Annotated in this window: 11 protein-coding genes; all 11 read right to left on the bottom strand. The window is 61.1% G+C overall.

The features are described from left to right. Positions 1–146 precede the first annotated feature (146 nt). The 11 genes from ACOYXG_RS22600 to ACOYXG_RS22550 all read right to left on the bottom strand — a co-directional run bounded on the left by ACOYXG_RS22600 (position 147) and on the right by ACOYXG_RS22550 (position 14283). The gene (locus ACOYXG_RS22600) at positions 147–443 is read right to left on the bottom strand and encodes a DUF2845 domain-containing protein (RefSeq protein WP_027614107.1); all 297 of its coding nucleotides are present in this window, start codon (positions 441–443) and stop codon (positions 147–149) included. Beyond that, positions 443–3391 carry a DUF748 domain-containing protein gene (locus tag ACOYXG_RS22595; protein WP_460354094.1) on the bottom strand — a complete coding sequence of 983 codons (2949 nt, stop codon included), beginning with the start codon at positions 3389–3391 and terminating at the stop codon, positions 443–445. The genes ACOYXG_RS22600 and ACOYXG_RS22595 overlap by 1 nt, the downstream gene beginning before the upstream one ends. Positions 3392–3610: 219 nt before the next feature. Further along, positions 3611–4627, bottom strand: a complete 1017-nt coding sequence (locus ACOYXG_RS22590; protein WP_460354091.1) for a class I SAM-dependent rRNA methyltransferase — start codon at positions 4625–4627, stop codon at positions 3611–3613. Between the two features lie 149 nt (positions 4628–4776). Beyond that, complete coding sequence (locus ACOYXG_RS22585) at positions 4777–5649, bottom strand: oxygenase MpaB family protein (protein WP_460354088.1); 873 nt, start codon at positions 5647–5649, stop codon at positions 4777–4779. A gap of 51 nt (positions 5650–5700) precedes the next feature. Next, positions 5701–7638, bottom strand: a complete 1938-nt coding sequence (acs, locus tag ACOYXG_RS22580; protein ID WP_460354086.1) for an acetate--CoA ligase — start codon at positions 7636–7638, stop codon at positions 5701–5703. Positions 7639–7851: 213 nt separating this feature from the next. Further along, complete coding sequence (gene pgi / locus ACOYXG_RS22575) at positions 7852–9516, bottom strand: glucose-6-phosphate isomerase (protein ID WP_460354083.1); 1665 nt, start codon at positions 9514–9516, stop codon at positions 7852–7854. A 230-nt stretch (positions 9517–9746) separates the two neighbouring features. Next, complete coding sequence (gene panD, locus ACOYXG_RS22570; protein ID WP_007963888.1) at positions 9747–10127, bottom strand: aspartate 1-decarboxylase; 381 nt, start codon at positions 10125–10127, stop codon at positions 9747–9749. A gap of 210 nt (positions 10128–10337) precedes the next feature. Then, on the bottom strand, positions 10338–11198 hold the full coding sequence (gene panC, locus ACOYXG_RS22565; protein ID WP_097089210.1) for a pantoate--beta-alanine ligase: 861 nt from the start codon (positions 11196–11198) through the stop codon (positions 10338–10340). Then, entirely contained in the window at positions 11195–11995 is an 801-nt protein-coding gene (panB, locus tag ACOYXG_RS22560) for a 3-methyl-2-oxobutanoate hydroxymethyltransferase (protein WP_097089208.1), read from the bottom strand. Before panB ends, panC begins: the two co-directional genes overlap by 4 nt. 398 nt (positions 11996–12393) lie before the next feature. Then, complete coding sequence (gene folK / locus ACOYXG_RS22555; protein WP_460354079.1) at positions 12394–12879, bottom strand: 2-amino-4-hydroxy-6-hydroxymethyldihydropteridine diphosphokinase; 486 nt, start codon at positions 12877–12879, stop codon at positions 12394–12396. 3 nt (positions 12880–12882) lie between these two features. Beyond that, on the bottom strand, positions 12883–14283 hold the full coding sequence (locus ACOYXG_RS22550) for a polynucleotide adenylyltransferase PcnB (protein ID WP_007963895.1): 1401 nt from the start codon (positions 14281–14283) through the stop codon (positions 12883–12885). Between the last annotated feature and the right edge of the window lie 169 nt (positions 14284–14452).

The following is a 14452-nucleotide window of genomic DNA, read 5'->3' as shown; positions in this document are numbered from 1 at the left end:
GTCGGGGCCTGTTCTATTTTCAGGTGATAAAAAACGAAATGTGGGAGCGGGCTTGCTCGCGAATGCGGTGTGTCAGCAGGCATATTCTTTAACTGACCCACCGCATTCGCGAGCAAGCCCGCTCCCACAGGGATATAGGTTTTGGTTCAATTACCGCGCTTGCTGTTGATCTGCCGCAGGCGATTGCCTTCAAAGCGCAGGTATTGATACATGCCGTTGCTCGGGCCGTAGGTCCATTCCTCGACCTGAAATTCTTCGCGGCGGTTGGCGCTGCGCTTGTAGCCGAGGACATCGCGGCTGACCGGTTCGCCACACTTCTGCAGTACTTCGCTGGCGCGGTCACCGAGGCTGACCAACTGACTGCCACAACGCAGCGTGTCAGAGGCCAGAGCCGGGCTGGCGGCGAGCACCAGCATCAGCGCAAGCAGCCACTTGTGGTTCATCATTCGGCGTCCAGGTGCATTTGCGTCACCACTCGGCCATCGCTCTCGGCTTCGCCCAGATTGGCATCGATGAAGTACACCCGATCATCGGCCAGTTGACCTTTGTCGACCAGATAGTCCTTGATGCTGCTGGCGCGTTCCTGACCCAACTGCCGCAGCAGTACATCGCTGGAACTCCAGAACTTGATCACACCATCACGCATTTTCGCCGTGCGTTCTTCCTTGCCCAGATCTTTCCATTCGGCCGGTGGCTGGGTTTTCAGTCGAGTACGGTAAATGCCTTCGAGCAGCGGGCCTTTCTCGTTCTCCGGCACTTGCAACAGGGAAGCCTGGGCCGGCACCTTGTCGCCACGGCGCTGGAGCATCTTGTAGTAGTTGTACTGGTATTCGCGCTCCAGACGCTGCTCGGCAATCAACGGGCCGTCGCTGCTCTGTGCGGCAGTGCCTTCGATTTCCAGACGCAGGGCTGGACGTTCCTTAAGGGCTTGGGACAGTTTATCCAACGCTGCTTCGGCATCCTTGCTCAAATCGCTTGAGCCCGCAGCAAAGGACACGGTACCGAGGTCTTCGGAGCCGCCACCGTTGATCAGCCCGCCAATCATCTTGAACGGTGCGGCGGCGGCCTTGACGATCAGGTTGCGCAGGGTCTGCCAGACAATCGGCATCACGCTGAACTGCGGGTTGTTGAGGTCGCCGGTCACCGGCAGTTCGATGGAAATCTTGCCATCGACGTCCTTGAGCAGGGCAATCGCCAGTTTCAGCGGCAGGCTCACGGCATCCGGGCTGTCGACTTTTTCACCGAGTTGCAGTTGCTCGACCACCACTTTGTTTTCAGCCTTCAACTGGCCCTTGGTGATCAGGTAATGCAGGTCGAGGTTGAGCCGGCCCTTGCGGATGCGGTAACCGGCGAACTTGCCGGAATACGGGGTCAGGGTAGTCAGCTCGACGCGTTTGAAACTGGTGGCGATGTCGAGGCTGGCCATCGGGTCGAATGGATTGACCGCGCCTTTGATGGTCACCGGGGCATAGCGGTCGACCTTGCCCTTGATGTCGACGCTGGCCGGTTTCGCCTGACGACTGTCGATGGTGCCGATCTGGCCGTTGAGCTGTTGGACCGCCGTAGCGAAATTCGGCGTCAGGCTGAAGTCGGCGAAGTTGGCCGAGCCGTCGTTGATCGCAATCGCGCCGATGTGAATGCCCAGTGGTTTGTCTTTACTGGCCGGTTTCGCCGCTGCGGTTTTCGCACCATTGTCGGCGGGCTGCGGGATCAGCAGGTCGTCGATGTTGGTGGTGCGGTCATCGTTGATCATGAAACGCACATAGGGCTGGAACAGGTTGACCTTGTCGATCGACAGGCTGTCACCGTGTTGATAGTTGATGCCTTCAACCACCACTTGCTGCCACTTGAGGAAGTCGCGGGTTTTCAGGGTGTCGAGGGTGTGCAGTTGATCGATCTGCGCGCGCCCGGTCACGCCGAGTGCCAGGGGGGCGGTGCTCTTGAGGTTGACCTTGAGGTCGCTGCCGAGCATGCCGCTGCGCAGCTCAAGGCGAATGAACGGATTGATGTAGGACTGTGCAACCCGCAGGTCGATGTCCTGGGTTTTCACATTGAGCTGGGCGGTGACCGGCGCGAGGTTGACCACGCCGTCGGCGTTGATCTTGCCTTGCTTGCCCAGGCCGCTGTCGAGCCTGACCTTGAAGGGCGAACCGTTGAGGCTGTCGAAATCCTGCAGATCAATGTTCAGCGGCGTCACATCCAGCGCCACCGGCGGGTTGGCCGAACGGTCGGCGAGATGCACGGTGTAGTTGCGTAGCTGGACGTCTTTGAGCAGCACTTGCCAGGGCTTGCTCGGCGCGGCCGGCGCTTTTGGCGAGTCGGCGGCGGCCGGAGTGGTCTTGGGTTCGGCGGCGGCCTTGGCGGCAGGTTTCGATGGCTGGCTGGCGAACAGTTTCTGCCAGTCAAGCTGGCCGTCGGCTTCGAGCGCAGCCCAGGTTTCCAGTTTGTTGCTGCGGATCTTGCCGACTACCACTTGCTGTTTGGCCAGGTCCAGCGAGGTTTCGCTGACGTCCAGTCGTTCAAGTTTCGCCAATTGGCGTCCGTCCGGCGCCTTGATCGCGAACGGCGCAATGCTCACCGCGACGTTGTTCAGCTGTAGTTCGGTTTCTTTCGACAGATTCAGTTTGTACTCGGTGCTGAGATTCAGCACGCCGTCTTCGAGCACCAGCGGCACCGCGTCACGCACATAGGGCCAGAAGGATTTCATCTTGCCGTCGGTGACTTTCAGTGTGCCTTCGGAGGTGAACGGGATCAGGCTGAAGTTGCCCTTCCAGTCGATCTGCCCACCGGCCGGGCCGGCGGCGACCAGTGTCATGTCGGCGTTGTCGTCGGGCAGAGTGCTGAGGTTTTTCAGCTCGAAGTCGAGCTTGTCGTAGATGAACTCGATCGGTTCACTCGGACGGGCGTCCTGGAAATGTACATTGCCACCGGCCAGCTGGATGCGATCGATGCGCAGCGGGAACGGCTTGGCATTCGGATCGGCCGGGGTCGGTTCGCTGGCGGGAATCTTGAACAGGCCCAGCAGATTGAGCTGGCCGTCCTTGGCGAAGAGGATTTCGGTCTTGGGCTTGTCCAGCTCGATATCGGCCAAGTGCAGCGCTTTGGTCCACAGGCTGTCGAGTTGCAGGTTGGCGTACAGCCGCTCGAAGCCGACTTGCTCCTTGCCCGGCTCACCGACGACCAGCCCCCACAGGGTGACTTCAAGGCTGAACGGATTGAGTTCGATGCGCTGGATATGCGCGGGCACCGTGGCGTAGTTCGCCAGTTGCTGGTTGGCGATGCGCAGGGCGATGCCCGGCAAAATCAGAAACCCCAGCAGGCTGTAGAGAGCCAGAGCAGTCAACAAGGCGCCAATCGCGCGAATCAATCCTTTGGGCATGTGCGGCGTCATCTCTGAATCGGAGTGCCTTGGAGTATGGCACGCGATTCTGGTTCCGAAGTACCTCGTGGGGGGCAGGATTGTTCAGATTGTTCTGCAGCAACACAAAACCCTGTGGGAGCGAGCCTGCTCGCGAAGGCGTTCTATCAGTCACCCTGTCTGGTGGCTGATACACCGCTTTCGCGAGCAGGCTCGCTCCCACAGTGGGCAGCTGTCAGCCGCAGAGGAGGGTTACAACTGCAGGATCAGGGTTTTCAGCGGTGGCTGTTGGTCCAGCGACGGGAAATCCGCGCCCGGAGTCATCACGCTCCATTCGCGCACCGGTCGCCCGGCTTTCTCGGCACAACGCAGGACCTGTTCGCGCCAGTCGTCCATGCTGACTTTTGCCAGGTTGTTGCAGCAGATCAGCACGCCGTTGTCGGCGGTGGTCAGCAGCGCCGGCTTGAGCAGGCTCTGATAGTCGCGCAGCAGGTCGACGGTGCCGAAGGCGCTCTTGGCCCAAGCAGGCGGGTCGAGCAGCACCAGATCGTATTGGCGCTGGTCGAGGCGCTGATAGCTCGGCAGCTTCTGCCCGCGCCGCTGGCTGATCGGCAGGCCGGCGAGCTGACGGATCGCCGGGAAATAATCGGACTGGATAAATTGCATCTCGGGCAATTGCGGGTTGAGCAGACCGTTTTCCCGGCCGACCGCCAGATTGCCTTCGGCGAAGTCGAGGTTACACACCTCGCGCGCGCCACCGGCAGCGGCACTCAGGCCGACGCCACAGGTGTAGGCAAACAGGTTGAGCACGCTTTTGCCCTTGGCGTGATCCTTGACCCAGCCACGGGTGGTGCGCAGGTCGAGAAACAGCAGCGGATCCTGCCCGGCATGCCGCCCGCGCACGCGATAGTTCAGGCCCCATTCGTGACCGACCAGATCCGCCAGTGCGGCGGCGTCGGCTTTGTAGACGCTGTCTTCGCGGTCGATCCGCGAGTTGCCACGGGAGCGGTCGTTGTAGACCAGCAGGGTGTCAAAGCCCAGGGTCTGATTGACCATGGCGTGCAGTTGCAGCAGGTCGTCACGCTCCAGCGTCTGGTGAAAACTTTGCACCAGCAATTGCGGACCGTAGCGGTCGACGGTCAGGCCACCGGCGCCTTCCTGGCTGCCGTGGAACAGCCGATAGCAATCGGTGCCCTGGCTGTGCAGCTCAGCGAGCAGGTCCTGGCGTTTATCGAGGGCGGCGCGCAGCGCCTGATTCAAGGAAGACATGCGTGCGCCTTGCTGGTGAGAATGGGGGCGCGGGAGTTTAGCAGTTTGGCGGGCACTCGAGTTGCGCCCTTCGCGAGCAGGCTCGCTCCCACACAGGATCTATGCTGCAAATCAAATCTCCTGTGGGAGCGAGCCTGCTCGCGAAGCTTTTAGGTCAGCAGTCCCATTCGGCGTTTGGCCCGTTGCACCGAACCGTTGCGCATCGCCCAGCGCAGCATCGGCGCGCTGCGCTTCACGCTGGCTCGAATCAGCTGGCGTTGCAGCGGGTTCTGCCGTATGCCGAACATGGCGCTGGCCCACTCCGGCAACAGGTCGATGCCGGCCTTCATCATCAAGTCGCCAAACGGTCGGGCCAGCACGCTCGGGGCCGGGGCATCGAGCAGCAGGCGCAGGACTTCGCGGCTGCGTTCATCACAGAGCAATTGCGGGCGCATGCGTTGCAGATAGTCGGCCACGGCCTGCCGCGATTTCGGCACGTCCCGCGCACCCAGGCGCTCGGCGACCACGGCGATTTCCGCGTAGTAACGATCCTGATCCGCCGCCGACAAATGCGGGTTGCGGTAACGCAGATGCGCGGTGAGGAAGTTGCTGACCTCGGCCACATGCACCCAGGTCAGCAGGTCCGGATCGCTGGCGGCATACGGCCGGCCATCCGGTGCGGTACCGACCACTTGCAGGTGAATGGTGCGCACTTTGTCGATCAGCCATTCGGCGTCGCGGCGCGAGCCGAAGGTGGTGCCGGAGACAAACTGACTGGTGCGGCGCAAACGTCCGAGCATGTCCTGACGAAAATTCGAATGATCCCACACCCCGGCCAGCGCCAGCGGATGCAGGGCTTGCAGCAACAACGCGCTGATGCCGCCGATCAGCATGCTGCTGAAATCGCCATGCACTTGCCAACTGACCGAGTTCGGCCCGAACAGCCCGGGATCGCCCTTGGGGTTTTCCAGGTCGAGCTGACCGAGGGACAGCCCGGTCAGGCTCATGAGTTGGTTTTCGATGCGGCTGCGGATGAATTCCATGACAACTCATTGGTGGTGGACGGGCGCGGCCGGTTGACCGCGCCGGGGACGTTACTGATTCAGGCGTTTGTCGATCAACCCTTGTACTACGCTCGGGTCGGCCAGGGTCGAGGTGTCGCCGAGGCTGTCGAGTTCGTTGCAGGCGATTTTGCGCAGGATCCGCCGCATGATCTTGCCTGAACGGGTTTTCGGCAAGGCCGGCGCCCACTGGATCAGGTCCGGTTTGGCGAAGCTGCCGATCTCCTTGCTGACGTGGGCGAGCAGTTGTTTCTTCAGCTCATCGCTCGGCTCGACGCCGTTCATGGGCGTGACGAAGGCGTAGATGCCCTGGCCTTTGACGTCGTGCGGGTAACCGACCACGGCGGCCTCGGCAATGCTGTCGTGCAGCACCAGCGCGCTTTCCACTTCGGCGGTGCCGATGCGGTGGCCGGAGACGTTGATCACGTCGTCGATGCGCCCGGTGATCCAGTAATCGCCGTCCTCGTCGCGGCGTGCGCCGTCACCGGTGAAGTAGTAGCCGGGGTAGGGCTTGAAGTAGGTGTCGACCATCCGTTGCGGGTCGCCGTAGACGCTGCGGATCTGCGCCGGCCAACTGGATTTGATCGCCAGCACGCCGCTGCCGGCGCCTTTGATCTCCTTGCCGTGTTCATCGAGCAGCACCGGTTGCACACCGAACATCGGCTGCGTGGCGCAACCCGGCTTGATGCGTTGCGCACTGACCAACGGGCTGAGCATGATCCCGCCGGTTTCGGTCTGCCACCAGGTATCGACAATCGGGCAGCGCTGCTCGCCGACCACGTTGAAATACCATTCCCACGCTTCCGGGTTGATTGGCTCACCGACACTGCCGAGTAATCTGAGGCTTTGGCGCGACGTTTCCTGCAGCGGCCCGGCACCTTCGCGCATCAGCGCACGCAGGGCGGTCGGTGCGGTGTAGAAGATGTTCACTTTGTGTTTGTCGATCACCTGCCAAAAGCGCGAGGTGCTCGGATAACTTGGCACGCCTTCGAAGATCAGCGTGGTCGCGCCGTTGGCCAGCGGGCCGTAGACGATGTAGCTGTGGCCGGTAACCCAACCGACATCGGCGGTGCACCAGAACACTTCGCCCTCGCGGTAATCGAGCACGTATTTGAAGGTCATCGCCGCCTGCAGCAGGTAGCCGCCGGTGGTGTGCAGCACGCCCTTGGGTTTGCCGGTGCTGCCGGAGGTGTAGAGGATGAACAGCGGATCTTCGGCGTCCATCGGCTCTGGCGGGCAATCGTCACTGACGTCACGCACGGCCTGGTGATACCAGAGGTCACGGCCTTCGACCCAATCGACTTTGCCTTGGCTGCGCTCGACCACAACCACGGTGCTGACGTCCGGGCAACTTTGCAGGGCCTTGTCGACGTTGTGCTTGAGCGGCACGAATTTGCCGCCGCGCACGCCTTCATCGGCAGTGATCACCGTGCGGCAGTCGGCGTCGAGGATGCGGTCACGCAATGAATCCGGGGAGAAGCCGCCGAACACCACCGAGTGAATCGCGCCGATCCGCGCGCAGGCGAGCATGGCGTAGGCCGCCTCGGGGATCATCGGCATGTAGATGCACACCCGATCGCCTTTTTTCACCCCACGGCTTTTCAGCACATTGGCCAGGCGGCAGACGTGATGGTGGAGTTTTTTGTAGGTGATCTGTGCTGATTCGGCCGGGTCGTCGCCTTCCCAGAGGATCGCGGTCTGCTCGCCGCGCTGGGCGAGGTGGCGGTCGATGCAGTTGTAACTGACGTTCAGTTGGCCGCCGGCAAACCAGGCCGCTTCACCGGTTTTCAGGTCGTAGCGCTGAACGGTCTGCCACGGTGTGCTCCAGTCGAGGAAGCGCGTGGCCTGTTCGGCCCAGAAGGCGCTGGGGTGTTCAATCGATTCGCGGTACAGGCGCTTGTAGTCGTCCTGACTCAACTGCGCAGCCCGGCGGACGGCATCGGCTTTGGGGAACGTGCTGATATCGAACATGACGGTTCCTTATTCTTGTTGTGCGAAGAATAAAGATGCGCCGAGCGGTCGACAGGTTCAAGCCGGATTCGGAATCTGATTTTGAATGCACCTTAAACAACTGTGGGAGGGGGCTTGCTCCCGAACGTGGTGTATCAGTCAACATTTCTGCTGAATGACACACCGCATTCGGGAACAAGCCCCCTCCCACAGGGTTACAGCGCTGCTTTCAAATCACCCGCGGTGACGACCGCGGAAGTAGTTGATCAGGCCCTGGGTAGAAGCATCGTCAGCGACGGTTTCATCACTGCCGACCAGACGGTTGTAAACGCCTTTGCCCAGCTCCTTGCCCAGTTCCACGCCCCACTGGTCGAAGGCGTTGATGCCCCAGACCACGCTTTGCACGAACACTTTGTGCTCATACATGGCGACCAGCGCGCCGAGACGACGCGGGCTGATGCGCTCGACCACAATGGTGTTGCTCGGACGGTTGCCCGGGATCACCTTGTGCGGTGCGAGTTTGCGCACCTGCTCTTCACTCATGCCTTTTTCGCGCAGTTCGGCCTCGGCTTCCGGCAGGGTCTTGCCGAGCATCAGCGCCTGGCTCTGCGACAGGCAGTTGGCGTACAGCCACTGATGGTGGTCGGAGACCGGGTTGAAGCTGACGATCGGCACGATGAAATCAGCCGGGATCAGTTGGGTGCCCTGGTGCAGCAACTGGTGATAAGCGTGCTGACCGTTGCAGCCGACGCCGCCCCAGATCACCGGGCCGGTATCGGTCGACACCGAGGTGCCGTCCTGACGCACGCTCTTGCCGTTGGATTCCATATCCAGCTGTTGCAAGTGCTTGGTGATGTTGCGCAGATAGTGGTCGTACGGCAGGATCGCGTGGCTTTGCGCGCCCCAGAAGTTGCCGTACCACACGCCGAGCAGGGCCAGCAGCACTGGCATGTTCTGTTCGAATGGTGCGCTCTGGAAATGCTGGTCCATGGTGTAGGCACCGGACAGCAGTTCCTTGAAGTTGGACATGCCGATGGCCAGGGCAATCGGCAGACCGATGGCCGACCACAGCGAGTAACGACCGCCGACCCAGTCCCACATCGGGAAGATGTTTTCTTCACGGATGCCGAACGCAACGGCCGCAGCGTTGTTGCTCGATACCGCGATGAAGTGGCGATACAGCTCGGCTTCCGAACCACCCTGAGCCAGATACCAGGCGCGGGCGGCCTGAGCGTTCTTCAGGGTTTCGAGGGTGTTGAAGGATTTCGACGAAACGATGAACAGTGTGGTTTCGGCGCGCAACTTTTGCGTCAGTTCGTGGAACTCACTGCCGTCGATGTTCGCCAGGTAGTGGCAACGCACGCCTTTCTGCGCGTAGGACAACAGCGCTTCGGAGACCAGCTCCGGGCCGAGGAACGAACCACCGATGCCGATGTTGACCACGTCAGTGATCGGCTTCTCGGTGTAACCACGCCACAGGCCGTCGTGGATGCGGCCGACCAGATCCGTGATCTGGTTCAGCACCTTGTGCACTTCCGGCATCACGTTGACGCCGTTGACCGACAGCTTGTCGCCGACCGGACGGCGCAGGGCGGTGTGCAGCGCCGGGCGGCCTTCGGAGGCGTTGACGATTTCGCCGTCGAACAGCGCTTTGATCGCGCCTTTCAGATCGACTTCATTGGCCAGACCCACCAGCAGGTTGCGGGTTTCGGCGTTGATCAGGTTCTTCGAATAATCGAGAAACAGTCCGCAGCTGCTGAGCGTGAATTGATTGAAGCGCTGCGGATCGGCGTTGAAGGCTTCGCGCATGCTGAAATCCTGCATGGCTTGGCGGTGATCTTTCAACGCTTGCCAGGCAGGCAGAGCGGTAACGTCATGAGGAGTGCGGTAGTACGCCATCGCTGCGGTTTTCCTTTTTACTTGAACGGCCTTTTGAACACAGAACAGACCGATACGCCATGTTTGGGCGAGGGTCAAATGCGTCGACACGATTTTTCAACGCAGGGCGAATACAGTAAACCTCGCGCTGCGATCTGTCTTGACTTCTTCTGACCTGTTCCCTGTACTTTTTTAACATCAATACCGGGAACGGGCCGACCAACGGAAGGGGAGTGACGCGTCGAAGCGGCTCAGGCCACCTGAACCGGAATGGCGTTGCTGGTGTGGCTGAGCTCATTGCCCGGTGCCATGTACAGCATGCGCGGCTTGAAATTGACCAGTTCCGCTTCGCTGTAATGGGCGTAGGCGCAAATGATCACGCGGTCGCCGACCTTGGCTTTGTGCGCGGCTGCGCCATTGACCGAAATCATCCGCGAACCTTCTTCGCCACGAATCGCGTAGGTGGTGAAACGCTCGCCATTGTCGACGTTATAGATCTGGATCTGCTCGTACTCACGGATGCCGGACAAGTCCAGCCACTCGCCATCGATGGCGCAGGAACCTTCGTAATCGAGTACCGCATGGGTGACTTCGGCGCGGTGCAGCTTGGCCTTGAGCATGATGGCGTGCATGAGGGATTTCCCGGGTTGGAAGCAAACGGCGGGCAGTGTGCCCGAAGGCTTTGGGGGCGGCAATATGGCTTGAAATGCAAATTTCAGAACACTGAAAAACACTGTAGGAGTGAGCCTGCTCGCGATAGTGGACTGTCATTCAACAATGGTGTCGAAAGTCAGGCCCTCATCGCGAGCAGGCTCACTCCTACAGGGGTATTGCGCTGTTTTTTAAGTCGGGCTATCGAGGTTCAGGTGCAGGTTGTCGATCAACCGCGTGGTGCCGAGGAACGCCGCCACCAGAATCACCAGATCGCGGTCTTCTGCCGTCGCCGGACGCAAGGTCAGGGCATGACGGATTTCCAGGTAATCCGGACGCAGGCCGGCGGCTTCCAGCTGTTGCACCTGGGCTGCGATCAGCGCCGGGTAGTCGCGCTCACCGTGTTTGATCGACTCGGCAATCGTGCTCAGGGTGCGGTAGACCACTGGCGCCACCGCGCGTTGATCTTCGCTGAGGAAGCCGTTGCGCGACGACAGCGCCAGGCCATCGGCCGCACGCACGGTGGGTTCGCCGATGATCTGGATCGGCATGTTCAGGTCATGCACCAGCGCGCGGATTACCGCCAGTTGCTGGAAGTCTTTCTGGCCGAAGATCGCCAGATCCGGCTGAACCATGTTGAACAGCTTGCTGACCACCGTCGCCACGCCCTCGAAGTGCCCCGGGCGGCTGGCGCCGCACAGGCCTTCGGACAGTTGCGGAACGCTGACCCGGGTCTGCCCGGCCATGCCGTCGGGGTACATCTCTTCGACGGTCGGGGCGAACAGCAAGTGGCAGCCGGCTTGCAGCAGCTTTTCCTGATCCGCCGCCAGGGTGCGCGGGTACTTGTCGAGGTCTTCACCGGCGCCGAACTGCAGCGGGTTGACGAAAATGCTCGCGACCACGAAATCCACGCGCTGAGTGGCTTTGGTGATCAGCGCGATATGGCCGCTGTGCAGGTTGCCCATGGTCGGCACGAAGCCGATGCGCTTGCCTTCACTGCGGGCGCGCGCCACGGCGGCGCGAAGTTCGCGTACGGTTTTAACGGTGTTCATGCAGAGAATCCGTGTTCGATCCCAGGGAAAGTAACGCCTTTGACTTCGTTGACGTAGGCCTTCAGTGCGGACTGGATGCTGTCCTGACCCTGCATGAAGTTCTTGACAAATTTCGGTACGCGGCCAGTGATCGACAGGCCGAGCATGTCGTGCAGCACCAGTACCTGGCCGTCGGTATCGCTACCGGCGCCGATGCCGATGACCGGAATCTTCACCGCCTGGCTGATTTCGGCGGCCAGTTCGCTCGGCACGCATTCGAGCAGCAGCATGGCGACGCCAGCCTGCTCGAGCGAGATCGCGTCGGCACGCATCTGCCGCGCCTGGTTCTCGTTGCGGCCCTGCACTTTGTAGCCGCCAAGAATGTTCACCGCTTGTGGCGTCAGGCCCATGTGCGCGCAGACCGGCACACCGCGCTCGGCCAGCAGGCGGATCGACTCCGCCAGCCACAGCGCACCTTCGACCTTGATCATGTGCGCGCCGGCCTGCATCAGCGTGGCGCTGTTGGTCAGGGTTTGCTCAATAGTGGCGTTGGCCATGAACGGCAGGTCGGCCAGGATCAGGGCGTCGGTGTTGCCGCGTTTGACGCAGGCGGTGTGGTAGGCCATTTCTGCGATGGTCACCGGCAAGGTGCTGTCGTGCCCTTGCAGAACCATGCCGAGGGAGTCGCCCACCAGCAGCACTTCGACACCGGCCTCGTTGCAGGCGTGGGCGAAGGTCGCGTCATAGCAGGTCAGCATGGTGATCTTTTCACCTTTCTGCTTGAGGCTCTGGAGCGTGGTCAGGGTGATGGCTGGCATGTAAAAAATCCTCGTTCAGGCGCTCTGGAAACTACTGCGAGTAACGCGCGTGATTCTTCGTCTACTCAGGCGCACGCTCTTTTGTCGTGCTTATAAGGCCTGGATTGCGCCCGTATGTGCCGGGTTGGCGGCAGCGGGACGCCTATAGTCGTGAGGAGCCAAGCGGAAGTCAATTGCGTGTGTTACCGCATTGTTACGAGGGGAGTGTTACCGGCGTTACTGATGCGATTCAGCGGCGCGGCGGGGCTGATTGGCGGGTTTTTTGTCCGACAAAAAATAAGAATTGGAATACTCGATGTGGGAGCGGGCTTGCTCGCGAAAGCGGTGGGTCTGTTGACTGATTGAGTGACTGACACGACGCTTTCGCGAGCAAGCCCGCTCCCACAGGAGGTGTGGTTTCAAGCGTGCGCGAGGCGTTCGAGGCCTACGAACGGGCAGGCGGCGAGCAGATCGGACAGCGCGCGGCCATCGGCCAGGCGCAGGTCTGCGGGAGCCAGTTCGGCCAGCGGATACAGAACGAACGCCCGTTCTTGAATCTGATAATGCGGGACTTTCAGGCGTGGCTCGTCGATCAGGCGATCGCCGAACAACAGGATGTCCAGATCAAGCGTGCGCGGGCCCCAGCGTTCGAGGCGTTCGCGGCCCTGGTCGTTCTCGATGGCTTGCAGCGCATCGAGCAAATCGAGCGGCGCGAGATCACTGTCGAGGGCGGCGACCGCGTTGGTGTAACGCGGTTGTCCCGGCAGCAGTGAATCGCTTTGATAGAACGCCGAAACACCAGCAAGGGAAGTCTGCGGCAAATGCCCCAGCGCGTTGAGCGCGCTGCGCAATTGTTCGGCCGGGTCAGCGAGGTTGCTGCCCAGGCCAATATAGATGCGTTCCATGCCTTATTCGCCCGATGCGCTCGGAGCTCCGGCGCGCTTGCGCTTGGAACCGCTGCTGCGGCGACGTTTGCGCGGCGCGCCGCTGGCGTCATCACCCTTGCCGCTGAGTTCGCGAATCATCTCGCGACGCTCGCTGTCGTTGGCGTCCTGATAATCCGTCCACCATTCGCCCAAGCCATCGGTCTGCTCGCCAGCGCTTTCACGTAACAGCAGGAAGTCGTAACCGGCGCGGAAACGTGGATTGTCCAGCAGCAGGTCGGCGCGCTTGCCGCTGCGGCGTGGCAGGCGTTCCTGCATGTCCCAGATCTCGCGGATCGGCATGGTGAAGCGCTTTGGAATGGCGATGCGCTGGCACTGTTCGGCGATCAGCTCGTGCGCACCTTCCTGCATCGCCGGAATCGGCGGCATGCCACGCTCTTGCAGACGCAACACGCGGGCCGGCAGGGCAGGCCAGAGCAGGGCGGCAAACAGGAATGCCGGGGTTACCGGTTTGTTCTGCTTGATGCGCAGGTCGGTGTTGGTCAGCGCTTCGCTGATCAGCGTGTGGGTGTATTCCGGGTTGTGCTCCAGTGCGTCGGCACTGGCCGGGAACAGCGGGGCGAACAGTTGCAGATCGACCAGCATCTCGAACGTGATCGCGCCGTGGCCGGAGAGGAACAGCTTGAGCACTTCCTCGAACAGACGGGCCGACGGGATCTCGCGCAGCATCGGCGCCAGTTCGCGAATTGGCTGCACGGTGTGTTTTTCGATGCCGAAATTCAGCTTGGCGGCGAAACGCACGGCACGCAGCATGCGCACCGGGTCTTCCTGGTAACGCTGCTTCGGATCGCCGATCAGGCGGATCAGGTGATTGCGGATGTCGTGTACGCCGTTGGCGTAATCGAGAATGCGCTCGCTGACCGGATCGTAATACAAGGCGTTGATGGTGAAGTCGCGGCGTTGCGCGTCTTCTTCCAGGGTGCCGTAGACGTTGTCGCGCAGAATCCGCCCGCTCTCGTTGCGCGAAGACTGGTTGCTGTCCTCGTCGTCTTCATTGACCGGGTGATTGGCGCGGAAGGTCGCGACTTCGATGATTTCGCGACCGAAATGAATGTGCACCAGTTTGAAGCGGCGACCGATGATCCGCGCATTGCGGAATTCGGCACGGACTTGCTCGGGGGTGGCGCTGGTGGCGACGTCGAAGTCCTTGGGCGTGATGCCCAACAGCATGTCACGCACGCAACCACCGACCAGATAGGCTTGGTAGCCGGCGCCCTGCAAGCGTTCGACGATATTGACCGCATAGCGGCTGAATTGCCCCTTCTGCAGCGAATGTTGGCCGCTGTTGAGCACTTCAGGGGTGCTGCGGATGTGTTGCGTACGACGCACGGGAGTTCGGAATGACTGGAACAGCTTCTTCAGCATGGGATGCACTGTTTGAAGGAATGTTCGGCCATACCAAAGAATGACCGCATGATGGGCGCAGATTCTAGCATTTAGTCGGGGGATGGTGTAGGACGCAGCGGATTTGCGCTGTAAGTCGCAGGCTAAAGGCTTTGGGGGCGGGTTTTTGCGGGGGGGAAGAAACTACAAG

The organism is Pseudomonas sp. G3-39, from assembly GCF_054790485.1.
Note: the sequence above shows the minus strand (reverse complement) of the source record. Positions and strands in the feature narration are given on the sequence as shown.

Bases quoted from the DNA above. Each gene is read 5' to 3' on its own strand.
- panC (WP_097089210.1), bottom strand. From the start codon at position 11,198: ATGAACACCGTTAAAACCGTACGCGAACTTCGCGCCGCCGTGGCGCGC.
- acs (WP_460354086.1), bottom strand. From the start codon at position 7,638: ATGTTCGATATCAGCACGTTCCCCAAAGCCGATGCCGTCCGCCGGGCT.
- ACOYXG_RS22585 (WP_460354088.1), bottom strand. From the start codon at position 5,649: ATGGAATTCATCCGCAGCCGCATCGAAAACCAACTCATGAGCCTGACC.
- ACOYXG_RS22550 (WP_007963895.1), bottom strand. From the start codon at position 14,283: ATGCTGAAGAAGCTGTTCCAGTCATTCCGAACTCCCGTGCGTCGTACG.
- pgi (WP_460354083.1), bottom strand. From the start codon at position 9,516: ATGGCGTACTACCGCACTCCTCATGACGTTACCGCTCTGCCTGCCTGG.
- panD (WP_007963888.1), bottom strand. From the start codon at position 10,127: ATGCACGCCATCATGCTCAAGGCCAAGCTGCACCGCGCCGAAGTCACC.
- panB (WP_097089208.1), bottom strand. From the start codon at position 11,995: ATGCCAGCCATCACCCTGACCACGCTCCAGAGCCTCAAGCAGAAAGGT.
- ACOYXG_RS22600 (WP_027614107.1), bottom strand. From the start codon at position 443: ATGAACCACAAGTGGCTGCTTGCGCTGATGCTGGTGCTCGCCGCCAGC.
- folK (WP_460354079.1), bottom strand. From the start codon at position 12,879: ATGGAACGCATCTATATTGGCCTGGGCAGCAACCTCGCTGACCCGGCC.
- ACOYXG_RS22595 (WP_460354094.1), bottom strand. From the start codon at position 3,391: ATGACGCCGCACATGCCCAAAGGATTGATTCGCGCGATTGGCGCCTTG.
- ACOYXG_RS22590 (WP_460354091.1), bottom strand. From the start codon at position 4,627: ATGTCTTCCTTGAATCAGGCGCTGCGCGCCGCCCTCGATAAACGCCAG.